Origin of the sequence: Paenibacillus donghaensis (assembly GCF_002192415.1) — a bacterium.
GTDB lineage: Bacteria > Bacillota > Bacilli > Paenibacillales > Paenibacillaceae > Paenibacillus_AQ > Paenibacillus_AQ donghaensis.
The window spans coordinates 3,848,790-3,872,240 of sequence record NZ_CP021780.1; the positions used below are offsets into that span (position 1 = coordinate 3,848,790).

Below are 23,451 nucleotides of genomic sequence, written 5' to 3' on the forward strand. Positions count from 1 at the left end.
ACTTTCCCATAACAGACTATAAGGCTGATCTAACCTGATCACTGCCCAGGGTGTTTTGGGCATTCTTCAACCTGCAATAAACATGGGATATCTTAGCTGTAGACTTTAGATAGTTTAACCAACAAAAATAACAAGCGGGTGAAGATCCTCAGATCTTCACCCGCTTGTTATTTGGCCTCCTGTTATAGGCTTCGTTCATATTCAAGGCTCATCTGATCACCACCTGCCTGCTTCCACTTCGCCAGTTCGGCATTCCAACCCTCTTCATCAATCATTCCCATGATAAATTTGGTTTCTGCGTCAAGGATTATGGTCTCCAATTCCTTTCCTTTTTCTCTATAGGTGTCCGATTCCAAAGTTAATGCCGGATTTTCTACGATATAGGCTCTGTTCACTTGTCCAATCTTCTGATTCTTTAGGTAGAGTTCAGGCTGAAGACTGGGCTTAATGGAACTCTGATCATCTGCCAGAAAGGGTAGCAGATCTCTGTAGGGCTTAACCTCCTTAAGATCCAAGGTTCGGTTCAGGACTTCGGTGTAATCGCCTCTATCGGCCCAATGCCTACCTTCAACTCCTTTGGTAATAACCGTTTGCATAGGAGGCTCAAAGAGCTTGTTAAGAAAATCCAGTATTTTTTCGACCTCCTCCAATGTCTTCACAGAATCCTTGGGAATTGCAAGAAAACCGGCGTTTCCCGCTTCACCCGGCAAGCGTATCCCGCCCGGACCGGTAAGGAGAGCTACATCGACGATAGCGTCTGGTACAGTCTTGGTTAGCTTATCCAGCCAGGTCTGGACATTACCTCCAGAAATTTGTATCCCGGCACGCCCTGAGTCATAAATTTTGGTAGTTTCATTCGTATCGACTACCACAAAGTCCGAATTGATAAGATTCTCCTTATATAGTCGTCTGAATAGCTTCATGGTATCGAAGAAGGGCTTCGTCATGAACTCAGGCGTAAAATGTCCATTCTCCACCAACCACTTGTTCGGACCGCCTTGGGAGACTGAAATTCGAGTCAATATAGAACTTACATCCTGATTATACTTTTTCTCCAGAACCATTCCGTAGGTATCCTGCTTTCCATTGCCATCCGGGTCCTCCAAAGTCAGAGCCCGCACCACACGATACCAGTCCTCCAGCGTAATCGGCACTTCAAGCCCCAAACGGTCGAACCAATCCTTGCGGTATTGAATCGTTGCGCGGCCGAAATCACGGATGATCGGCACACCGTAGATTCTCCCTTCAACAGAAATATTCTTATAATACTGATTATCGAGGGCCGACAAATGGGGGTAATCCTTGAGAAGCGGCCCCAGCTCCCAGAATTGGCCGTCCTTTATCGTAGCGATATAAACCGGCGCATACCCCAGTTTGATCAGTTTAGGGAGCTCTCCCGCGGCAATCATCAATCTTAGCTTATCATCATAAGCGGACATCGGGATCCATTCAAACTGCAGTTCTGTATGGGTATAGGCTTCGATGGCTTGCTCCACTACATTATTCTTGGGAGGAAGCTCGCCGATTAAAGCCGCCCCAATGGGCAAATAGAATGGAGCACTGGCTGAGGACTTCTCGTCGCTCCAGCCAAATGGAGCGCAACCCGCAAGAGTACCAAATACAATTAGGATACTTAGCAGAAGAACGGAATAAGTCTTCATTCCCTGGCCCCTTTCATCATGTTCTCCCGGTACCGGCCTGGTGTAACCTGATAGGTCTTCTTATAGCTCCGGATAAAAGAACTAATATTCTTGTATCTTAATTTCTCGCTGATCTCTGATAATTTCATATCTGTTGTTTCAAGCATCACCTTGGCCATTTTCATTCGATAGTCTGTCAAATAATCACTAAACGGTATACCGATTTCCCGTTTAAAGATGCGGCTTAAATAGAACGGATGATAATTTAGAATTTTCGAGAATGATTCCAACGTAATCTCCTGATCATATTGCTCCTGAATCATGTTCACCAGTCTGTCTGCAATTTTTACATATTGGATCTTGGCATTTTCAGATAGCAACTCGATTATGGGGCCAAACCATTTGGATTCAAACCAATGAATGATCTCCTCGCGTGTCTGCAGATGGAATATTTTCTCTATGGCTCCTTCATCCTTCAGCACCCGCTTGATCGAAACGCCCTGCTCTTGGACGATCCGCAGAAGTCTGGAGGCTAATTGCAAGAGCAGTGTTTGATGCTCATATATAGCACGATCCTTGTATAGTAAGGTATCCAAATACTGCCCTAGCAACTCAGTTGCGCTGTTCGGCTGCATTTCTTTGATGGCGTATACAACTCTCTTTTCCAGCATCTTTAGGTGGGAATATTCGTAATGATCGACGTGTGAATGATTCTCGATATCGCCGTAATGAACGATAATTTCCGGGCCAAGACTGATTCGCGCCTTAAGCGCATATAAGCTTTCTCCAAGCGCTTTAACAGTATCGGTGAGTTGAAGAAAGGGATTGCTGATTCCAATGCTGACCTGGATCTGCAAATACTTCTCCGCGTTCGTTTTTATGCACTCTGCAGCCTCATATAGTATGTTCCTGACAGCTTCCGTATCTTCTAATTCCGTAGCTATCAGAGTTACCTGGGATTGACTCAGAGTAATCGGAGGAAAACGGAGCGAAGCCGGCAAGACCTCCTGGGCAATATTACTGACCGCATAGAGCAACAGTTCCCGATCTTCCTCCCTGCATCGGGTTTCTTGCAGATTATCGATCTGAAGCGCGAGGACACCCAGGCGCCTCCAGCCTGCGGGGAAGCCGTATATATCAGAGCGGAACAAATTATCGTTCTCGCTGATTTGACCCGTAAATAATTTTAATACAAAAAACTCCTTTAAATGACTCGTTTGGCCTATTATTTGCTGCTCCAACCGGTCTCGAGATCCTGCAAGAGATTGTATACTGCATTTGATAAACTCCAGATCATCTCTGTTCCGCGGAAGCCGTTGATCCAGATTTGAAGAATCAAGCTCTCGGGCTACATTAAGCAAATTACCAATGGGACGATACATCCGTCGGCTTCCGTACATGGCTACCGCAACGACGATCAACAGGATGGTTAGGCAAACAAGCATCGTTAACCCGGCAATTTTCTTTGTTTCCTTTTTCAGTTCCCCGACGGCTACCACGGAAATATAAGTCCAGCTGTTATAATTGGAGGCACTATATAATACGGCTACTTCTTTCCCATCCAGCCTTGTATTTAATATTCCCTGCTGCTGCTCTGGATCTGATTCCAATTGGTTAACCACAGCCAGATTAATCTCTTCGTACCATTTTTTGTTCGAATCGGACCCTAGAATATCTGCCCCGGTTCGGTTTAGGATATAGTTCCGATCCGACGTATTAGAGGATAATTCCAGCGCTTCATGAATTTCGGATGCAATGATATTTACGACAAGAAGTCCTTGTGGTTTATCGGTTTGTGGAAGAATGGGAATCTTGTGAACCAGTGTAATCGTTTCCACAGGTTCATAGAAATTATCCGCGTTGGAAGCAGACAAACCTGTATACCAAAAAATGCTTTTCGGTTGTTTGGCATTGTCCATAAATTCCTGCCGGTTCTCAAATTGATTCAACGGCTTCATGACATTCAGGTTGAGTGCCCAATTCTGTTCAAGATTAACCAGATAAGCTTGCGTAATAATCGCATCACTCGATTGCAGATTGTATAGTTCTTGGGTGAGTTCCCGGACAGATTCAAAATCGGACGAAGATAAAGAGGTGTTCATGGATGCCTTTACAAGTGATGAGTTGGCAAATTGTGTGGCTGATTTCTCAGTTGACTTCAGCATTTGTTCCACACGCATTTGGGTCTGAGCCAGCCACTGCATATTCACTTCCTTGACCTTCTTCTCCATATCCCTCGAAGCAATAGAGTAAGAAGCGAAACCGATTAATAGGGTAGGCAGAATCCCCAACACTAGACTGTATGAAACCAATTTTAGCAAGTATTTGCTCAACCTTATTCCTCCTGTATATCCATTGATTAATGCAAACGGAATTATTCCCGGAAGAGGCAGATGATAATCTTCAGAGAACCTATATCATCCGTCCTAACTGAGTTTCGCACAATAGACTTTATATAACTTCTTGGGCATTGTGCTGTCTTTAATCCGCATTTCACACTCATCTACCTTTCCGCGGAACCCGGAGCTCCGGAATTGTAAACGCTACCATGTATAAAAAGATCAAGGTAACCAATCACCCCCCCCCCTCACTTGTGCCTGTTTCTCTTTTGCTTGGAGTATCTCCGGACAGAAAACTGATCATTTGATAATCTGTCCTTTGGGCCGCGATTGAGTCAAATTATAGCTTGAGTTTACTGTTACAGAAAGTCTTCCATTGTTGATATTACCCACTAACATGGTTACTACTTAGAGCCCCCTGGTGTTCCATGTATTACTCGTCCGAGCCTGTCATACCACACGGTGCGACAAGGAGGCTAAGAATAACAAAGGAAGGCCGTCGCCGGTAACCAGCGATTAACTTTCAGACTATTAACGGACTCAGGAGCCCCTATTTGCTGTACAAAGGCTGTTTTGCAGCTCTAACGGACTCAGGAGCCCCTATTCAAGCCGAAACCCACTAGGTAAGGCCTGTTTTTCCGATATAGAGGCTATGCGGTCCGTTAGTTTCCAAACCAGCGCAGAAATGAGGAAATAGGAGCTATACGGTCCGTTAGGACGTAGGTTACCTGAAGTTCGGGTGGGGGAGTAACATTCTTAAGTTCACGTTCTATAGTGTCTTCTTTTAGACCCAGCCCGGAGATTACGGACTGGACTATTGCTCCGGTTCACACGGGTCGTTCTCTACCAAAATGAGCTGGCAGGGTCCCCGTCCCTGCATTAGATACACCTGATGATTCTAGAGGGGATCAACCAGCGAACTATGTATGCTACAAGAATGCCGAAGGACAACGAATAGCCCGCAAGAGGGCCGCTTGGATTCAAGCTTCCGTCCTACGGGCATTGTCCAGACCTGTCGCTATAGTCTGCCGTTTAGAATACCTTGGTCGTCCACGATTCACAGTTCCACGTTTCGGTCACGATATCACGGTAAAATTCAGGTTCATGGGAAATCAGCAGGATGCTGCCTTTATAGGATTTGAGTGCACGCTGCAGCTCGTCCTTCGCATCCACGTCGAGATGGTTGGTCGGCTCGTCCAGTACAAGCAGATTCGTCTCGCGGTTAATCAGCTTGCACAAGCGGACTTTGGCTTTCTCGCCGCCGCTTAAGACCGTGATCTTGCTCTCGATATGCTTGGTCGTTAGACCGCATTTGGCAAGCGCAGCCCGAATTTCAAACTGCGTATAGGACGGGAACTCTGTCCAAATCTCTTCAATACAGGTGTTGTAGTTCGATCCCTTCATTTCCTGCTCGAAATAGCCGATTTCCAGCAGGTCTCCAAGCTTGACCGAACCGCCAATCGCTGGGATCTGGCCGAGAATGCTGCGCAGCAGCGTCGTCTTACCGATCCCGTTCGCACCGACGAGTGCAATTTTTTGCCCCCGCTCCATGCGGAGGTCCAGCGGTCTGGATAATGGCGAATCGTAGCCGATCACAAGATCCTTGGTTTCGAAGATCAGCTTGCCGGAAGTGCGCGCGTCCTTGAAGTTGAACTGCGGTTTCGGTTTATCCCTGGCGAGTTCGATAACCTCCATCTTGTCCAGCTTCTTCTGGCGGGACATCGCCATATTACGCGTAGCCACGCTGGCCTTGTTCCGCGCAACGAAATCCTTCAGATCCGCGATTTCCTGCTGCTGGCGCTTAAACGCAGATTCAAGCTGCGACTTCTTCGCCTCATACACCTGCTGGAAATATTCGTAATCCCCCACATAACGCGTCAACGACTGATTCTCCATATGGTAGATCAGGTTAATGACGCTGTTCAGGAACGGAATGTCATGCGAAATCAGAATGAAGGCATTCTTGTAATCCTGCAGATATCGCTTCAGCCATACGATGTGCTGCTCGTCGAGATAGTTCGTAGGTTCGTCAAGCAGCAGAATGTCCGGTTTCTCCAGCAGCAGTTTGGCCAGCAGCACCTTGGTCCGCTGACCACCGCTGAGATCATTGACGTCCTTATCCAAACCGATGTCCGTAAGTCCCAGCCCGCGGGCGGTTTCGTCGATTTTGGCGTCGATCATATAGAAATCCTGGCTCGTCAGCGTGTCCTGAATGGTTCCGACATCCTCCAGCATTTGCTCCAATTCCTCCGGGGACACCTCGCCCATTCTGCCGTACATGTCGTTCATCTCTTGTTCCATATCGAACAGATATTGAAATGCCCCACGCAGAACATCACGAATCGATTGTCCCTTCGTCAGTACCGCATGCTGGTCCAGATAGCCTGCGCGCATACGTTTCGCCCATTCGACTTTACCTTCGTCCGGCTGTAGCTTGCCCGTAATGATATTCATGAAGGTGGATTTACCTTCACCGTTGGCGCCGATCAGACCGATATGTTCGCCCTTTAGCAGGCGGAAGGATACATCGGTAAAGATCGCGCGGTCTCCAAACCCGTGACTCAGCCGTTCTACATTTAATATGCTCATGAATTAAACACCTTTTCCTTTATACTGTATACTCGTCATATTATAAAGGCTAAAGCGTCACAACTCCAGATGGGTTTTAAAAAAATCACACTTCTTGCCACAACCCCGTCTGATTGATATTCTATTCAAATGTCACCTTAAGACTAGATCTTCTCCACCAAATATGTATAAAATTCCACACTTGGGAAACGATCAAATTTTTCCTTTTTTTTCACAACCATTGCCCCATTTCTCATAATGTAATTCTCAAATTGTGATTGGGGATAATGATGCTTAAAGCCAGCATGAAATAACTTCCCATTCGGTTTCAAGATCTTTACTATATTATCAAATGTTTTGTCAAAATCCCCAATTTCGCCTAAAGTGCTACCAATTATTGTAACCAAATCAAAGTGATGCTCCGGTAAGGTTGTCTTTAAAAAGTCTTCACAAACAACCTTTGACGGGTTTGGATGCCCTTCCCTGCTTTGTCTATACAGAAATGTTGTACAAATGTCCTCATCGATATCAATACTTGTGATTATCCCGTTGCCATTGAGATAATACCCTAAGTACTCGTCCCAATCACCTACACCAATACCAATATTGCATACCAACGATTTACTAGGAAGTTTAATTTCTTTCGAAAACCAATCTCTAATCTCCATCTGAATGTAAAGCGATTGAGGAGACAAATTCCAAGGCGCAGCCTCCGAGCTATACATATTCAAGTAAAAATCCAAAAGTTTAGTATCGTCCATAATAAACATCTCCCATTCAGCTTCTTCCGGACCATTGGAAACATTTTGCATTATTCTACACATAGCTCAATGACTCATTATAGCTCAATTTCTCAATAAATCACTGCGGGAAATCGGGGAAATGCCGGATATTTTCTCTACTGCATTATGTAAAGTAAATGTAATCGATGGAATACCCTACGTAGAGTTGTTGGGTGTTACTTCTCATATACTGATGTTGGGGTTAATAGATGTCTACATTGACCATAGCCGCTGAGCGAGGTAATCGTTACTCTTAATAGAGCAAGGACACTATAGAGAGGAATGAACCTGATGTTAGAGCACCATAGACAGACAATGGAGAATTTCGTGAACAAGCTGAAAGTTGACGCTTCATGTCTGGCGGTTATCACCTCTGGGTCTGTTGCCCAGGACCGGGCGAAGGAAACTTCCGATGTGGATGTCCATCTGCTGGTAACCGATGAATCCTACGAAGAGTATGCAAGTAACAACAGACTGTCTTATGTGGACCGGGAGGCCAGCACTTATGAAGGCGGTTACGTGGATGTGAAGGTGATTAATCTCCGCTTTCTGGAACTGGCCGCTGAGCGGGGTAACGAGGCGACACGGTATGCGTTTACCGGTTCGCAAGTGCTTTTCTCTAGAATACCTGAACTGGAGCATCTTGTAGCCCGAATCGCCATTTATCCCGAGGAGAACCGTGAGCGCAATTTGCGGGACTTCAGCGCGCAGATTCATTTGTATGCTTTTTATTTCGCCAAGGAAGCCGCCAAGAATAACGATGCCTATCTAATGGCGCATACGGTAAGCAATCTGGTATTATACAGCGGCCGGATGATCCTGGCCTATAACCGCATGCTCTTCCCCAGCCACAAGGCCTTGCTCGATACGGTCGAGACCGCGCCTCACAAACCGGAGGATTTCAAACAGCGTGCTACAGAGCTTCTGCTGAATCCGAGTGCCAATAAAAGCACGCGGTTTGCTGCGATGATGCTCTCTTTCCACAACCCCGGGCTTTCCTTTGAGCAGGCGCTGGGGATTTATGTACAGAACAATGAGCGCAACTGGATGGATCAGCCGCCTCCCTTGTCAGACCGTTAATCCGCACAAAAAAACAGCCTGATCCCTAGACCAGCAGTTCTGGCACCGGATGCAGACTGTTTTTTTAAAATATAAGAATTTATATGTTTTACGCCATAAATCAGTCTTATATTTCTCGCAGAAATGGATACCTGAAAGCGATACGTAGTATCGCTGCTTCGGAAGCATACGCTTTGCAGAGGACGGCGAAGCCGTTTCTACTTGTTTACTTATAGCTCCAGGCCTGTTCGGCCACAGCCACAATTCGCGCTTGAAGAGTCACCCGTTCCAAGGAACGCTCAAGTCCAGCTTCACGGGTCCCGTCCATGATTTTAGCAAAAGCTTGAAGCTGGTTCACGTAATAATTCATCGGCTCAAAATCGTGAACTGTACTGCGGTCATCCGGCAGATCATGGCGTATTTTCATGGGATAGAACCCTTTGAGCGGCCGTAAGAAATCGGGTACCGTCAGCACCGTCTGATCAAAATACAGGGTATGCGAGGCGCGGTAAGGCAGCTCAAAGGAGATCAGACATTCCGCGTCCAGCCCGCTGTCATACTTAAGCGCAGCCTGAAAGGTCCAGTCGCAGCCATCCGGACCGTCAAATTGCGACTGGCCGGAGGATAGCACATACTGAAGCCCTACTGCGTTCTCCAGGAACTGTAGCCAGTAGCAGCCCAGGTCGGCAAAGGCACCCCCGCCTTTCTGCTTGACGCTGCGGTAATTCCCGGAATGCTTGTCCTTGGCAGGAATGGTTATGCGGGTCTTCAGGCTGCGCAGCTGGCCGTATTGACCTGAATCAATCATGGATCTGAGCGCCTGCTGCCAAGGATGATGGGCCACCATCAGGCCTTCGACAAGCTTCGGGGCTGCTGGCTGTGCCGAAGCCTGTCTCAACTGTTCCGCCTCTGCGGGAGTCAAGGCAATCGGCTTCTCAACCAGCACATGTTTGCCGGCCGCCAGTGCCTTGAGAGCCCACTCGGCATGAAGGTCGTTGCTGAGGGCGATATATACCGCATCCAGCTCCTTCATTTCCAGCAACTCCTCAAGACTGCCTGCAACTTGGGGTATGTTGTACGCGTGGGCTAGTTCCGCGGCCTTCTCTGGGGTGCGGTTGGCAATAGCGGACAAGGTAATTACATCAACATATCGAGCCGGTTCCAGCAGGGCAGCCCTCACAATATTCGAAGCACCGAGAATTCCTAGCCTGTAAGTGTGTGTCCCACCTTCAGTCCTCATACATGTGTCAGTGCCGAATAGGTATTCAGATACAGCACATTGCATTTGGAACAGGCCGGGGACAACCCTTCATCCAGAATCCGCCGCAGCCGGTCATAACGCTCGGAGTTCCAAATATCCGTCAGGGATTGCTCGTTCACATTGCCGATGGACAGTTCAGAAAAAAACTTGCAGGCGCTGACACTGCCATTCGGGGCAATATCGACCCGGGTGCTGAGCGCCAGACATTTCGAGGTGCTGCGGGACGCCATCGGCTTGCCGGCCACGAAATCCTCAATCTCATCGAAGTCCAGTCCCGGCTGGTAACGGATGCGGGTATTATTCCAGGTGTGGGCATTGATCCGTTTCAGGTCTTCCGTCAGCCTGGCCACATTGCCGGGTTTGATATGATACTTGAAGGCATGCCAACTGCTGCGGTGGTCCGGGCTTAGCTCGGCAAGCCACTGGAAGTGCTCGTCATAGAACCGGTCCATTTCCAGACTGGTCTCAGTGGATATATACCAGGGGAAGCAGAGCAGCACCAGATCGACACCCTTTTGCTCGAAGAATTCCACCAGTTCGTACAGCCTGCCAATCATATTGTCATTGATCACATTATGCACCGATATTCTGCCTCTGAACTTGCCTTGCTCCCGCAGGGCGAGCAGCCGGTCCACATTCTCGACCACTTTTTGAAAAGAGCCTTTACCCCGCAGGAAATCATGTTCTTCCTCGAAACCCTCAATCGGAATCAGCAGTTCCAGATTGTCCGAGATCGCACACAGCTCCTCTTCATATTTAGTGATCAGATAGGCATTGGTACAAATTGTTGTATCTCTAGGGTGCGCCTTGAGAAGCTCCAGAATTTGCTGTGTATCGCGGTGAAACAGCGGCTCTCCGCCCCACAAATACAACCTGGACTGTGCTTCATCGGTCTCCTCTAGCAATTCGCGGATCATGTCCAGCCTCATGTCGAGATTCTGCTCGGCCTTGTCCATATCATGGTGGTAGCCGGATTCATTCCACTGATAGCAATGCTTGCAACGAAGATTACAACGGTTGGTCAGCTTGAGCGACATAATTTCCGGCATCACCGTCTTGAAGCCTGGATCAAGCTTCCGCTCTCTATGAGGAACGACTACATTCTTGATGGTGCGTTTCAGCGCTTCGAAGGACTTGGCGTCCAGCGCCACTCTGCTGCTTGGTTGCATTAGCTTCTCCTTTCTGCTGCATACAGACGTTCTGCATAGCTCTTGGCATAATCAGGATACCGCTCTCTGGATGTCAGGATGTTCTCAGATAACCTCCGCAGCAGCTCACGGTCAAAGCCGGCCTGCTTCCACTGGTCATAACGGATACCGAAGCCAAGCTCGACCCAGAGATCGCTGTTGATTTTCTCATGGGGACCGAACGGGTCCAGCAGCACGAGCGGAGTCCCAGAAGACAGTGAATCAACCAAGGCACCTCCACCCGGCTTACTGATGACTGCCGAGGCCTGGCGGATGACACCATACATGCCTTCTTGATAGTGCTGACAAGGTGGGAAACGGTTCTCCCCACTGGCGCTTACCTTGGCAAAGGGAGGGAAAGTGTATTGTCCGCCGCTGTCACGGAGCCATGTCCGCCACTGCGGATCATTCATATAGTAGTGTCTTCCGTGAATTTCCTCGCCAATCTCCTCATTGCTGTAAGCGGCTATATCAAGCAAGTAGCCCGCCGCCTCCAGCTCAGCGAATTTTTCACGGAATGTTCCGATTCCCCAACCTCCGCCATGCACAACCAATCGGCCATTCCTTGCTGGCACAGGCAGCGGCTCGATACCCGTTTCAATTCTGCACAGCACCTCCCGCTTCACACGGTCATACATATTCATTTCATAGTAGCCCTGCGCATATCCGGGGTTCAGCTTGCAGAGGTTCTTCCAGGAAGGAGAAGGGTCCGCATCAATGTAGAGCAAATCGGCCATGACTTCATAAGCAGCCTTCTCCCGGTACATATCCAGCACATGAACCCAGTGTCCGGAGAGTGTAATGAAATGCTGTCTTCCTTCCCCGCGCCAACGTTCAAATAACACTTTGACTCCGGTGGGATCAAGGCTGTTTCGGATGTCCCACGGTATTTTTTGCGAAGTCAGCGCCACGGCAAAATTCTCCCTGTAGGCTTTGCGGCTGTCATCTGTCGTCTTCTTCTTATCCTCAGACATTAAGCTTTCGAAGACCTCCACCTCCGCCTTGATTCCCAAAGCCTTCAGCGCCCGTTCAACCAGCAGACCGGGAACATAGAAGCCCAACCCAAAGCCAGAACATAGAATTGTCACTGTATCCCTCATTAGCTGCTTCCTTTCATTTCCGTAAACTAGTATATCCGCTGCTTTGCAGCACCTCGTCCAACTTGACCGACAGCTCCTGCTTATGCGCAGCATCGCGGTAAGCGAGTGCCGCATACAGCTTGCCTTTGGAGCCTGAGGGGCGTTCCTTGCCCGGCGGATAAAGCGTACCCGAAGTTAAAGGAATCACGCCTTCCCCATTTCCCGCGCCGAACAGAATATCCGCCTGCTCCAAATGCCGCAGCAGCACTTCATAACGGGCTTCCCCCATAGAAACCAGCGGAACCTGGATCAGAACGGTATGGATGTCTTCCCGGTTCAGATACCGGTCTACGCTGTGCTTGATCAGACTCATCGATTTCCGGGCGTTAATCTCTACCAGAGGTGCGATTGACCCGTCGCGAAGCAGCATCGAATCCACACAAACGTCGCCATAATAGCCATCCTCGTAGAGATTTCTCCCTATACTGTGCATGATTTCACAATAATTCTCCCGCTCCAGCCTATCCAGCAGCGCTTTGTCGGGAGACTGTGATTCTCCGAAGGAAAATCCATTGTTTACCAGTTGTTGCACAGACAAAATGGAGATTGCACCGGCTTGCTCAATGTGAAATTGACAGGAGAAATCCATTTCGCGGTCCAGCAGCAGCTCCAGCACAAAGCGGATTCGCTTCTCCTTATTCCTGCCGGATTCCAGATACCCGGCAATTCTGCGCAGGGTCCGCTCGGAATCTACCAGTTGGTTTCCTTTGCCGGAAACGCCATACTCATCCTTGATCAGGAATGGGCCCTTCTCCAGCAGCAGCAGCCCGGTATGCAGCAATTCATGGACACTGTCAACCACTAACCCTACGTTCGGCAGAGATAAACGGTCCCGCATCGCAATCGAGTAGGATTTGGTGTTCACTTTGCGTACCGTCTGCTCGTCTGGCAGTTCTGGCAGAAGGCGGTAGCGCCTTAGCGCATCGTGTGTTCCGGGAAGTACGGCAAAAGGGGAAAGCGACGCTCCCCCGGGAATCAGCCGGGCTGATGGGCCTTCCGGGTCCAGTCTGTCCAGTAGCTCAAATACATTCAGGCTCTCCTGCGCAGCGCCTTCTTCTTTCAATGTCATCGGATCGAAATTGGTAGTGAATGCGTATCCGAGAGAATGCAAATAATCGACCTGCGCTCTGTTCATGCCGTAACGGGTCAGCAGAACATCGCCGCTGCCGCAGAATACAAACAGCATTTCATCCATAGCCTGTACAATGGACATCCCGCTCAGATCGGGGATGGAAGGCAGCGCGGCGAGGTCTTTCTCCCGCCAGTACCGTTCCGACTCAAAGCTGCCGCAATGCACCGTAGTCTTCATTATCCGGCAAGTCCGGCAACATAACCTGTGAAACTGTCCACCGATTTCAAATGTTCCAGGTCAAAGGTATCGAAATCAACTTCGACATTAAACTCATCTTCGATCCTTAGAATAAAATTAATAATCTGGAGTGAATCCAGGGCAGCGTCAATCGTCAAATCGGAGGTGCCGTCCAGCGTTTGCAACAGCGCGGGGTCCTCCTTGATTTCCGCTATGATTTCAATAACTTTTTGCTTCATGTGTATACCCCTTTCTGTGTGCTTACTCGGAATGATTGAATAGAATATACCAAATTTTAACTTGTTAATATATGGTTGAATACGCCAAAATATTCAGTTATACTAGGGTGGATTCCAGGCTATGATCTTACTTATTCTTCTATTTCTGGCTGAAACGGAGGTTCGTCTATGGAAGTTTTTCCGGTAGTTGCTGGGGAATATCTATTTGACACAAATTCACCGGTTCAAGTACTGCTGACCGAAGAATCGCTCACATCTGTTCTCCACCAGCATGATTTCATGGAGATTGCTTATGTGCTTAAGGGAGAAGGCATCCAGCTTATTGACGGGGACAAAATACGGGTTGCGAAGGGCGATCTGTTTGTCATCCCGCCCGGGGTGTCCCATGTGTTTCAGCCCCTGGATCTGAGTGGAACACAGCCACTGCGAATCCTGAACTGTATGCTGAGTCCCGAGGTGTTCAAACTTCCCTCCGCATTGCTGGCGCACTTCACGGGACCGTTCAATGAAGAACAGCAACGCCGGTTGCGGCTGCTGGAAGAACAGAAGTCCTGGTTCGGATACCGCGAGCAGGGAATGGAACTGGCGGTCTTGTTCCGCCGCATGCAGGATCTACATAACAACACATCGGCAGACCCACTGCGGCTGTATCCCTTATTATTGGAGCTTCTAAGGATTGTGGAGCCTTGTGCGGGAGTTCCTTTCACAGACCAGTTACAGCAGGCAGATGATCCGCTGCATGATGTAATTCTATATATGGTCAGCAATTTCAAGCGGAGAATCTCGTTGAAGGAGATCAGCCGCTATATTTCCATGAGCTCGCGCCAATTTCAAAGACTGTTCAAGCTGAAGACCGGCAAGTCCTATATCCAGGTGTTTCAGGAAATCCGTATGAAATACAGCTGTGCCCTGCTGATGTTTACGGACCTTGGCATTCAGAAGATTGCGCTTGAGGTCGGGATTGGAGATATGAAATACTTCTACCGATTGTTCCGCGAATACAGCGGGATGACGCCGGGGAATTACCGCAATTGGGGGCACAGCCACTCCACAACTGTCAGGGAGATGATAAGTTATGCTGAACATCCTGCCCGTTAAAAGCACTCCTTACCCTACGCTCCGCAGCTGTATTGATGATTGTATCCAATCAGTGGCCGAATGGCTCGGCACAGACAGCAAGTGCATGTACGGCAATGCCTGGCAGTTCTCCTTCAAGGAACAACAGCCTCCAGACCAGCCAATCATCGACCGGGTATCTACTCCGCGAATCAGCAAGGAGTATCTTGCGGCTTATCATGGGATAAATTTCACATATGTGAACCGGGAAGAGCCGGCCATGGACAAGTCTTTTCTGCTGGATATGCTGGAGAAACGGCTTGCTGGCGGCATGCCTGTTCTGGTGGGGTTCGATTCTTATAGCTGTCCCTGGTGTCTGGCCTACCGTAAGCTGCATACTTCACACGCCTGTCTGGCTGTAGGAGTCGATCGTTTAAGCCGAAAGATTTATTTAATGGATGGCTACTACGGCAGACCCCTGGAAGCGGTGAATTTCGATGAATGGGAGTCTGCTTGCCATTTCTTCGCAGAGTTCAGCCAGTGTGAGCCGTCGCGTCCCCTTGGTCAATGGCGCCTTGCCCTTGAGCATACGCTGCTGAATCAAGATCATGAAGTGCAGCCGCTCCAGGTTGCGGAGCATCTCAGAGCCTATGCCGATGCCTATCTCCAGACAGGAATAGTCGCAGAGAATCCCGTGGAATATAGTACCTATTTCCTGCTGGCAGCTAACACCCTTCCGATCACCCGGATAAGGTACAGCCTCTTCCTGCATGCCATTTCCGCTGATCAAGAAGTGCCTGAGCTTACCCGGATTGCCGAGGGCTACCGGATTGCCGGAGAGATGTGGAATATAGTGAATCAATTTATGATAAAGGTGATGAGTCGGGGGAGCAAACCGGCACAACGTGGCAAAATCCATAAGAAAATGCTTGAAATCATCCATTCGGAAGAACAACTGCTGCTTGAGTTGGTGCAATTGGTGAATAAGGTTTAAGCCTTTAAGGCAGAAATGTGTAATGGATATCTCAAAAATAGTAAAATAAGGAGCAGGTTACGTTGTAAAGTCTGCTCCTTATTTTTATCATGAAGGCTGTATAATATAGTTACTTATCTGGAATCCGGTATAAATATACACAGCACGCTTAATAATTGGATTCTACAGCTCTTTGCTTTTAATAGTGAAGCCACGGACTTTCATCCATTTCCCTGCAACCCACTCATCAATCGTTCCCGTTCTGGTTCTGACGCAAAATTTATGCTCCGTGCCCCGGTCAAAGCCTAATGCCTCATACAGTAAATCATCACCCGCTTGTCCTTTGTAATACACCTTCTTCAGTCCGAGCCTGTTTAACAACTCATGCTTTACATTCTCAATATACATACGCGAATATTCTTTTGGCATCGATATTCCTCCTGAGATGTTCCTTTTCTTAACCTTTACTATACCTATGTTAATGCAACCCTGTGTATCTATCAATCTATCTTCGATAATTGGAAACAACAACAAAGAAACCATTTATGTCTCGGTCCCAGGACGTAGAAACACAAAGCCGCTCCTAACGGAACGGCTTCTAATTGAGTGAGCAATTGTTTATCGCAATAGCAGTCGAATGGACATTTTTGTAGTATTTACGGTTAATCTGTTATACTTTCATTGCTAAAAGCAAAAGCCAAATGACTTTCCAGTCACATCACATAGACATTTTGTAGTGTTTTCAGTTAATCTGTTATAGTTGATTATGAAACCTTTTATATAGTAGAAGGAATTAATTAAAAGAAAAGGATGCGCATAAGCCATGCGGTTAAACGCTCCACGCACACTCAGCAAAAGATCCATACTGTTTTTCTCTATTATTATGCTTGCGAAAAGCTATTTTGCCTGGTATTACTTGTTCGATAACGGGCCAACCTGGAGTACCTTGTTCAAAGAACTTCCTTTTGTGCTATTAATCTTCTGCCTGATTGAATGGTTCGCCACGAAACGGAAGATTGCCATCTACATGCTTGTCAATCTACTAATTACCCTATTGTTCTTCTCCTTGATCGTCTACCATAATCACTTTGGCATTATTGCTACTTCTCAGGTGATTGGCCAGGCAAAGCAAGTGGGAGCTGTCAAAAAGAGTATTTTTGCAGTCATACACCCTCAATATATACTTTTTTTTCTGGATATTATTATCATTAGCCTGGTTATGCTCAACCGGAAGAAAGCGCAGGCCTGGAAGAAATCCATGTCACGCCCTGGCAACCGGAAGCTGGTCGCTTCCTTGTTCTGTATATCGTTGGTAATATGTATGATGAATATTTTCCCGAACCAAGCCAGTATGAATGAAACCATCCAGGCCGAGCAAATGGGCATTCTGAATTACGAAGCTTACGCCCTGCTTGCGGATCAAGAGGAAGAGCAAATCGAGTTCTCTGAAATTACACAATCCGTCATTGACCAAACCAAAGGTATTCAATCTCAGCCCGAACCGGCTTTATTTGGAGCCGCCAAAGGTAAGAATCTGATCATCATTCAAATCGAGTCCTTTCAGAACTTCTTAATTCATTTGTCGATTGATGGACATGAAATTACACCGAATATGAATAAGCTTGCGGACAGCAGTGCCTATTTCCCCCGTTTTTTCCAGCAGGTCGGGCAAGGCAACACCTCCGATGCCGAATTTATCGTGAACACTTCTTTTTATGTTCCGCCGAATGGTCCGGCTACGGAGATGTACGCTCCCAAAGAGCTTCCAAGCTTACCCAAACTGCTACAGGGGCAAGGTTACGACACCGCCACTTTCCATACAAATGAAGTTGACTTCTGGAACCGTGGCGAGCTGTACAGGGCACTGGGATTTAACCAATACTATGACAAGTCCTTTTTTGGCGAAGACGACACTGTATTTTATGGAGCGTCCGATGAAGTTCTGTATTCGAAGACAGCCGCTGAACTGGCCCGAATGAATGACAGCCGTAAGCCTTTCTATTCACAGGTCATCTCCATGTCAGCGCATAATCCGTTCTCGATACCGGAAAACAAATACCAAATGCTACTACCGGAACGATTCGAGGGAACGTTCATTGGTGATTACATCCGTGCCCAGAATTACGCTGATTACGCGCTTGGCCAGTTTATCGAAGAACTCAAGCAGAGCGGCGTATGGGATGACAGCTTAGTCGTACTGTACGGCGATCATCGCGGACTACCTATTTTCTCGCTGAAAGATGAGGATAAAGCCTTGATGGAGGGAATTTTGGATCATGAATATACGGAACGCGAACTGATCAATATTCCATTAATCATTGCCTCTGAGGGGATTACGTCTCCAAGCATAAAGAATCAATTAGGCGGACAGGTTGATATTCTACCTACTGTAGCGAATTTATTAGGAGTTTCTCTGGATAACCATATTCATTTTGGGCAGGATTTATTGAATCAGACAGCCTACAATTTGCTGCCACAACGTTATTATTTGCCGACTGGATCATTCGTTAATAACGAAGAGCTGTTCTTATCCGGCAGCGGGTTCGAGGATGGCCAGCATTATACAATATCCGGTGACGGCAACAAACCGCTTCAATCCACAGAAGATGAATTCAATCGTGCGCTGAAGCTCCTCCACCTGTCCGACAGTTATGTGTCACAATTACCGGATAGAGAAGTCAATGAATAAGGCAGACAATGTATAGGCACAGCCCCCCCACTTCGTAACTATGAGGTGAGGGGGCTGTATAATCAAGCTGATAGAGACTTCTTTATTCTATATCCTCGAATTGCAGCCCGCCGTCTTTAAGTGCAAATCCATACGTTTTGCCCAAAGCCTGTAGTTCACTTTCATTCACTTCTGCAATTATGCTTATCTTGTTGTCTTTCTCCCTGACGACTTTGTAATCGGCCGCACCGTTCCCATCATAATAAAATTTGTTGAAATTCCCTTCATTTTTAAAATCCTGATCCATGAACAGCCGGACATGCTTGCCATTGTACAGAAATCTGTCTTTGGCTTTATCATAAGTCAGTCCATAGGCCATGTAATCCTTAAGCGCATCATAATTAAAATCGCTCACTGCTCCGCCTTGTTCCGATGAGGCCGACGAAGCCCCAGAATGAAGCCCCGCGTTGACATCGCTTTCCACAGCGTTCATTTCAACAGAGCTTTCTGCGGAAACGCTGCTTTCTTCTCCGTTTGATTGCTCTGCAAATGCAGACACTGCTCCCAACACCAAAATGAGCGAAATGGCTGCCGTCAATACCGTCATTTTTTTCAATTTCATGATTGACATGATCCTTTCCCGGGTCGCATTTTTGCTGAACCCATTATACAGGAGAGTGAATCTCCCTTTCTGCTCTGCTACTGCCAAGAGGCATAACGCGTAGTCAGCCTTGTGCTCGGCTCCGATTTTGTTGATCACTCTTGCATCGCACACCATTTCCATATCCCGGTTCAGATAGACATACATCAGCCAAACCAGCGGATTGAACCAGTGCAGGCAAAGTGCGGCCGCCGCAGCCAATTTCCACACCGCATCAAAGTGTCTGATGTGCATATATTCATGGGTGAGAATATAATCCATCGCAGACTCGTTGTCCGTATCCAGTGATTTGGGCAAAATAATCTTCGGGTGCAATACTCCGCAGGTGAGCGGTGTATCAATCCGGTCATAGGTCAATATCGAGAGGGTCCGCCGCAATGGATGCCTTGTTAACCAGGCTTCGATAACGGGATGGCTCCCCTGCAAAGGCAACGCTGTCCGCAGCTCTCTTTTGCTTCTATAATAAATCACCAATAACGCCATAAGCAGCAGCACAGCGCCAGCCAGCCAAAGGGTTATCAGAAGCTTCGGCTCCAGCTCCAGCCACCCGCCTGAATCTGCCGGAACTTCAATATCATTTGTCAGTATCCCGGTGTGCACAGCGGTTTTATCTGAGAGCGGGTATACTGCCGCTGGATGTGCATTCAAGTTGTGGGCGGAATCAACGATTTCAGCCGGCGCGGATAACTGCGGAAGGATGGGAAAAGAAACTGGAACCAACAGTCTGGCAAGCACGATCCCCCAAAGAACGAGGAATAACAACCTGGGTAATTTATGGACGGCCACAGACCGCAGCAGGACAACAACAACGATCAGCACACTCGCCGAAATACTCATCCGGAGGATATCCACTTTTCGCCGCCTCAGCTTAAGCTTTCCACAATTTTTTTCAGTTTGTCGATGTCATCTTTGCTTAGGTTCTTCTCATTGAGGAACGCCGAAAAAAACATCTCCGCTGAGCCGTCAAACATTTTGTTGATCAATTCCTTGGTTTCATACGTCTGCACCTGCTCTTTGGGAATAAGAGCTGTGCATATAAAGCCCGGATCGGCTCGCCGAATTGCCCCTTTGCCGATCAGCTTTTTGATTACCGTGTAGGTCGTGTTCCTGTTCCAGCCCGTTTCCCGGTTTAAAATCGCCGCCAGATCACCTGCTGCCAGCATCCCTTCTCTCCATAAAATTTCCATCACTCTTAACTCGGAGTCAAACAATTTGATCTCCATCCACCCGCCTCCCTCGCATTGACTACTGAAGTAGTCATGAGCTAATACTACTGCAGTAGTCATGTGTTGTCAATAATTCCCTGTTGATTCCGCCACTCACCTTCATGAATTTCAAAAAATATTTGACAGCTAACTGATAGGTAATTTCCTTAGAGTCGGGCAAAGTCGCAATTCAAACACGTATTCAGTCATTTTTATATTTTATACACACGCCCTAATACGATAAAATATCAATAATATCATCCTTATCGCTACCCAATTAAAATTACTGTATGGAAGGAAGATCATATTGAAAATAAGAGATTCATATACCTGCCCATTGGAACTGACACATGATATTACACGCGGGAAATGGAAACCGATTATTCTATGGCAGCTGGACAAACATAACGCTTCTCTTGCTGAGCTGGAACATCAAATAGAAGGCATCACTCAGAAGATGCTGCTTGAGCATTTGAAGGAGCTGCCGATTTCAAGATCATTGGTAAGACTACTTATGAAGGTTACCCTTTAAAGGTGGAGTATTATTTGACCGAAAGCGGCAAAAAACTGATGGAAGCGATTGTGATCATGCAGAGTGTGGGTATCCAGTTGATGCAGGAGAACGGAATGGAAGATTTTCTTAGAGCCAATGATTTCATCAACTAATTCGGCAGCAGACCATACTCACAAAAAAGTGGGTACTGTTATATTGCTTCAAAAATTTGTATACTGCTCCTGTGTAACTTAAACGAAGGAGTGGTCAATAGTGGAAAATGTATATGAAATGGTCAATAATCTTATAGATAGTCAAAGTACCGTCTTTGTCGGCTCTGTGAGCAGTGATGGGTTCCCGAACTTAAAAGCAATGCTTGCTCCCCGCCAACGGGAGAATCTGCATCGCTTATATTTTACGACTAATACATCTTCCATGAGAGTGAAGCAATTCAAAGAGAATAATAAGGCCTGCTTATATTTCTGTGACCAAACTAATTTCTTGGGCGTTATGCTGACTGGAACGATGGAAGTCCTTGAAGATTCACACTCCAAAGAAATGATATGGCGTAAGGGAGATACGATGTATTATCCGCTTGGGGTAACAGATCCAGATTACTGCGTGCTACAATTCACCAGCCAATCGGGCAGGTTGTATCGCAACTTCAGTTCAATCTATTTCGACATTTAACCAGCATCATCCCATGCCTCAAACAACTAAATAAACGTTCTGACTTAGGAAACCTCTACAAAGTTAAATTTTCGTATTCTTTCAGCTCCATCCAAACACAAATATCCCGCCAGTAAATACTGACGAGATGTTTGTATATAACTCCTTCCTTAATCTATCACCTGTTTTCAGTGGCAAACAGTTCCTTCAGCCTGAAAGTCCGCCTTTCTTTTACTGTGAAACCGGAGTGAGGCGGATGTAATCCAGTTCAGCATAACCTGTTGTTCCTTTGGACAGGCGGATGGCATTGGCACCGTTGTTCAAATGGACTGTGGTTGTCACCGTGCCGAATTGTCCCCATCCCGCAGTGGCCGGATAGCTGAGGGTCTGCACCGCGCCATTATTAATGTTCAAGCTCTGGGTCGACAGCGTTCCCGTCCCGTTGGCATAACGGATCTCCAGGTTATAAGGACCTGCGCCCGCTGCCTGAACAGCGAATTGAACGTAGCTGTCCGTATAATCAATCTGCCCTACATATTTGCCAGCCGAAGCTCCAGCCGCTTCATTAACGTTGGCATTATTCACTGTCGCGCTTTCTGCTTCGTATAAGGCAGCTGGAGTCGTACCTCCTCCGAGATTGAGCACGAAGGACTTCAGAACAGGCGCACTCGCCTCATCATAGTCTCTCAGCTTGACCGTAAAGTTATAGGTGGACTGTGGCAACCCAGATGCCACAGTCCCGCTGATCACCCCGGTAAAGCGGTTTAATGAAAGACCGGGCGGCAGGCTTCCGCTCTCCAGCGTCCAATCATAGAACGGCACCCCACCCTTGGCCGCAAGCTGTGCAGTATAACTCTGCCCTAGAGTTCCGTTCGGGATCGTACTCGTCGTAATCGAAGGCGCCAGGAACGGAGTCAGATTCTTATTCAGCTTCCAGCCTGCATTCTCCGCGATCAGCAGGGAGAGCTTGGTCGGCAGCCATCTTCGGGTAGGAAAAAGATGGTTCCAGCCCCCGCTCTGCCCGCTGATCCGATCCCAGCTGGCCTGATCGCCGGGAATGTGATAGCTGTTATCCAGTTTCACGGCATGGCCCTGGTAAGCTATCACTTCCGGATCATTGGTCCCGTTGCTGTTGTAATATGCAACCATTCCGGGCCAACTGTCGCTGTAAGCGAAACCGTGGCCAAATTCATGCATGATCAGGCCGTAGACATCGGTCACCTGGCTGAGGTCTGTCTTATACCAATCGTCGTCGTTGATCGAAGTAAAGACGTTCGCATTCGCGTAGAAATCAAGGGCTGTCCCCAAGGAACGGTGCAGATTCCCAGGCGCATTGACTCCATTGATTTTGTGATATTTGCCGTTGTTGGAGGACCAGCCCGTGGAGTAAGGATCATTGATGCCCCGCAGGAAGATCCACTCGCCCTTAAAAGGAGCATTGTTACTTACCGTTGTGTTGCCGTTAAAATTATCGTTTGGCACAATATTGACCTCGTCTCCGGCGGGAACCGTATCAAAGGGCGAAATATCCAAAAAGTAGAAATAATCCTTGATCGCCCGCTCTGCGGCAGCCCGGGTTCCGGGATCGTCAAAATAATGATTGACGGTGTCATAACGGTAATCAAACACGAGCGGAAACGAGCTGTCTGTATTATCGTCCTGATCAAGGACCCGGATCGGCATCGTCTGGGTTCTCGTACTGCCATTGTTATCACGGATTTGCATAGAAAGCGTATAGTTCTCTATACTTCCTGCAGCTCCCACCCGGTCAGGAGCAATTTCGAGCAGAAAGTTCTTGGACTCGGCTGCGTTGGTGAACTTCAGCGTCTTGGTCGCCCCACCCGCGGACAGGGTACTGGGCAAATCCATCATCAGCCGGGAAGAGCCTTCGGCCTGCAGGGTTACCGTAACGGGATATACAGCGTTCGCCGGGGGCTTAACCGTGAGTTTGATATAGGGATTCGCCAGATAACCCTGCCAGTCTACCAGATCAATCCCATATCCGTTCACCTCTCGTTCGAATATATCTATCACTGACAGCTCGTTGGCAGCAGCGGCGCTGACCTTGCTTCCTGCCGCTCCATTCACAAATGTCAAACCCAATACCATGGTGGAGCACAACAGCAAGCTGATTCCTCTTCGCATACAGATTGCCTCCATTTCTTGAACAGATCTGAACTTGCACTGACTTGCACTGATTTCC

Annotated in this window: 18 protein-coding genes and 1 pseudogene; 6 read left to right on the forward strand and 13 right to left on the reverse strand. The window is 47.7% G+C overall.

All coding sequences use genetic code 11. The annotated features are described in order from the left end of the window. Positions 1-182: 182 nt before the first annotated feature. From B9T62_RS17295 to B9T62_RS17310, 4 genes are all read right to left on the reverse strand, one after another. On the reverse strand, positions 183-1,661 hold the full coding sequence (locus B9T62_RS17295) for an extracellular solute-binding protein (protein ID WP_087916407.1): 1,479 nt from the start codon (positions 1,659-1,661) through the stop codon (positions 183-185). Continuing rightward, positions 1,658-3,973 carry an AraC family transcriptional regulator gene (locus B9T62_RS17300; protein WP_087916408.1) on the reverse strand — a complete coding sequence of 772 codons (2,316 nt, stop codon included), beginning with the start codon at positions 3,971-3,973 and terminating at the stop codon, positions 1,658-1,660. Before B9T62_RS17300 ends, B9T62_RS17295 begins: the two co-directional genes overlap by 4 nt. Before the next feature lie 1,038 nt (positions 3,974-5,011). Further along, complete coding sequence (locus B9T62_RS17305) at positions 5,012-6,568, reverse strand: ABC-F family ATP-binding cassette domain-containing protein (protein ID WP_087916409.1); 1,557 nt, start codon at positions 6,566-6,568, stop codon at positions 5,012-5,014. A 143-nt stretch (positions 6,569-6,711) separates the two neighbouring features. Beyond that, positions 6,712-7,308 (reverse strand): methyltransferase domain-containing protein, encoded by a 597-nt coding sequence (locus B9T62_RS17310; protein ID WP_157793868.1) that lies wholly within the window; start codon positions 7,306-7,308, stop codon positions 6,712-6,714. Positions 7,309-7,656: 348 nt separating this feature from the next. On the opposite strand from B9T62_RS17310, the gene B9T62_RS17315 reads away from it, so the two are divergent. Further along, on the forward strand, positions 7,657-8,409 hold the full coding sequence (locus B9T62_RS17315) for a hypothetical protein (RefSeq protein ID WP_169834400.1): 753 nt from the start codon (positions 7,657-7,659) through the stop codon (positions 8,407-8,409). Positions 8,410-8,614: 205 nt separating this feature from the next. On the opposite strand, the gene B9T62_RS17320 is transcribed toward B9T62_RS17315, so the two are convergent. The 5 genes from B9T62_RS17320 to B9T62_RS17340 are packed head-to-tail and all read right to left on the reverse strand — an operon-like array spanning position 8,615 to position 13,523. After that, complete coding sequence (locus B9T62_RS17320) at positions 8,615-9,673, reverse strand: Gfo/Idh/MocA family protein (protein ID WP_342746176.1); 1,059 nt, start codon at positions 9,671-9,673, stop codon at positions 8,615-8,617. Beyond that, positions 9,625-10,818: a radical SAM/SPASM domain-containing protein gene (locus B9T62_RS17325; protein WP_087916413.1), complete on the reverse strand. Its 1,194-nt coding sequence runs from the start codon at positions 10,816-10,818 to the stop codon at positions 9,625-9,627. Before B9T62_RS17325 ends, B9T62_RS17320 begins: the two co-directional genes overlap by 49 nt. Beyond that, on the reverse strand, positions 10,818-11,936 hold the full coding sequence (locus tag B9T62_RS17330) for a UDP-glucuronosyltransferase (protein WP_087916414.1): 1,119 nt from the start codon (positions 11,934-11,936) through the stop codon (positions 10,818-10,820). Before B9T62_RS17330 ends, B9T62_RS17325 begins: the two co-directional genes overlap by 1 nt. A gap of 13 nt (positions 11,937-11,949) precedes the next feature. Continuing rightward, positions 11,950-13,284: an ATP-grasp domain-containing protein gene (locus tag B9T62_RS17335; protein WP_087916415.1), complete on the reverse strand. Its 1,335-nt coding sequence runs from the start codon at positions 13,282-13,284 to the stop codon at positions 11,950-11,952. After that, positions 13,284-13,523, reverse strand: coding sequence for an acyl carrier protein (locus B9T62_RS17340; RefSeq protein ID WP_087916416.1), 240 nt, complete (start codon positions 13,521-13,523; stop codon positions 13,284-13,286). Before B9T62_RS17340 ends, B9T62_RS17335 begins: the two co-directional genes overlap by 1 nt. 168 nt (positions 13,524-13,691) lie before the next feature. Between B9T62_RS17340 and B9T62_RS17345 the strand changes: the two genes are divergently transcribed. Further along, a complete protein-coding gene (locus B9T62_RS17345) occupies positions 13,692-14,621 on the forward strand; it encodes an AraC family transcriptional regulator (protein ID WP_087916417.1) in 930 nt (309 codons plus the stop codon). Then, positions 14,599-15,573, forward strand: a complete 975-nt coding sequence (locus B9T62_RS17350; protein WP_087916418.1) for a hypothetical protein — start codon at positions 14,599-14,601, stop codon at positions 15,571-15,573. Before B9T62_RS17345 ends, B9T62_RS17350 begins: the two co-directional genes overlap by 23 nt. A 162-nt stretch (positions 15,574-15,735) precedes the next feature. Here the strand turns inward: B9T62_RS17350 and B9T62_RS17355 are convergent, their stop codons facing one another. After that, positions 15,736-15,981 (reverse strand): hypothetical protein, encoded by a 246-nt coding sequence (locus tag B9T62_RS17355; protein WP_087916419.1) that lies wholly within the window; start codon positions 15,979-15,981, stop codon positions 15,736-15,738. A 394-nt stretch (positions 15,982-16,375) separates the two neighbouring features. Between B9T62_RS17355 and B9T62_RS17360 the strand changes: the two genes are divergently transcribed. Next, complete coding sequence (locus B9T62_RS17360; protein WP_087916420.1) at positions 16,376-18,241, forward strand: LTA synthase family protein; 1,866 nt, start codon at positions 16,376-16,378, stop codon at positions 18,239-18,241. Between the two features lie 82 nt (positions 18,242-18,323). On the opposite strand, the gene B9T62_RS17365 is transcribed toward B9T62_RS17360, so the two are convergent. Beyond that, complete coding sequence (locus B9T62_RS17365; protein ID WP_157793871.1) at positions 18,324-19,718, reverse strand: M56 family metallopeptidase; 1,395 nt, start codon at positions 19,716-19,718, stop codon at positions 18,324-18,326. 26 nt (positions 19,719-19,744) lie between these two features. Continuing rightward, complete coding sequence (locus B9T62_RS17370; RefSeq protein WP_087916422.1) at positions 19,745-20,104, reverse strand: BlaI/MecI/CopY family transcriptional regulator; 360 nt, start codon at positions 20,102-20,104, stop codon at positions 19,745-19,747. A gap of 319 nt (positions 20,105-20,423) precedes the next feature. Between B9T62_RS17370 and B9T62_RS17375 the strand changes: the two are divergent. Together B9T62_RS17375 and B9T62_RS17380 are read left to right on the forward strand one after the other, a co-directional pair. Beyond that, positions 20,424-20,752, forward strand: a pseudogene (locus tag B9T62_RS17375) (winged helix-turn-helix transcriptional regulator). Positions 20,753-20,852: 100 nt separating this feature from the next. After that, positions 20,853-21,269, forward strand: coding sequence for a pyridoxamine 5'-phosphate oxidase family protein (locus tag B9T62_RS17380; RefSeq protein ID WP_087916423.1), 417 nt, complete (start codon positions 20,853-20,855; stop codon positions 21,267-21,269). A 210-nt stretch (positions 21,270-21,479) separates the two neighbouring features. Here the strand turns inward: B9T62_RS17380 and B9T62_RS17385 are convergent, their stop codons facing one another. Continuing rightward, the gene (locus B9T62_RS17385) at positions 21,480-23,393 is read right to left on the reverse strand and encodes a putative Ig domain-containing protein (protein ID WP_087916424.1); all 1,914 of its coding nucleotides are present in this window, start codon (positions 23,391-23,393) and stop codon (positions 21,480-21,482) included. Between the last annotated feature and the right edge of the window lie 58 nt (positions 23,394-23,451).

Coding starts and splice junctions, on each gene's coding strand:
- B9T62_RS17365 (WP_157793871.1), bottom strand. CDS start 19,718: ATGAGTATTTCGGCGAGTGTGCTGATCGTTGTTGTTGTCCTGCTGCGG.
- B9T62_RS17355 (WP_087916419.1), bottom strand. CDS start 15,981: ATGCCAAAAGAATATTCGCGTATGTATATTGAGAATGTAAAGCATGAG.
- B9T62_RS17360 (WP_087916420.1), top strand. CDS start 16,376: ATGCGGTTAAACGCTCCACGCACACTCAGCAAAAGATCCATACTGTTT.
- B9T62_RS17335 (WP_087916415.1), bottom strand. CDS start 13,284: ATGAAGACTACGGTGCATTGCGGCAGCTTTGAGTCGGAACGGTACTGG.
- B9T62_RS17320 (WP_342746176.1), bottom strand. CDS start 9,673: ATGCAATGTGCTGTATCTGAATACCTATTCGGCACTGACACATGTATG.
- B9T62_RS17370 (WP_087916422.1), bottom strand. CDS start 20,104: ATGGAGATCAAATTGTTTGACTCCGAGTTAAGAGTGATGGAAATTTTA.
- B9T62_RS17345 (WP_087916417.1), top strand. CDS start 13,692: ATGGAAGTTTTTCCGGTAGTTGCTGGGGAATATCTATTTGACACAAAT.
- B9T62_RS17310 (WP_157793868.1), bottom strand. CDS start 7,308: ATGGACGATACTAAACTTTTGGATTTTTACTTGAATATGTATAGCTCG.
- B9T62_RS17325 (WP_087916413.1), bottom strand. CDS start 10,818: ATGCAACCAAGCAGCAGAGTGGCGCTGGACGCCAAGTCCTTCGAAGCG.
- B9T62_RS17340 (WP_087916416.1), bottom strand. CDS start 13,523: ATGAAGCAAAAAGTTATTGAAATCATAGCGGAAATCAAGGAGGACCCC.
- B9T62_RS17295 (WP_087916407.1), bottom strand. CDS start 1,661: ATGAAGACTTATTCCGTTCTTCTGCTAAGTATCCTAATTGTATTTGGT.
- B9T62_RS17305 (WP_087916409.1), bottom strand. CDS start 6,568: ATGAGCATATTAAATGTAGAACGGCTGAGTCACGGGTTTGGAGACCGC.
- B9T62_RS17330 (WP_087916414.1), bottom strand. CDS start 11,936: ATGAGGGATACAGTGACAATTCTATGTTCTGGCTTTGGGTTGGGCTTC.
- B9T62_RS17350 (WP_087916418.1), top strand. CDS start 14,599: ATGCTGAACATCCTGCCCGTTAAAAGCACTCCTTACCCTACGCTCCGC.
- B9T62_RS17385 (WP_087916424.1), bottom strand. CDS start 23,393: ATGCGAAGAGGAATCAGCTTGCTGTTGTGCTCCACCATGGTATTGGGT.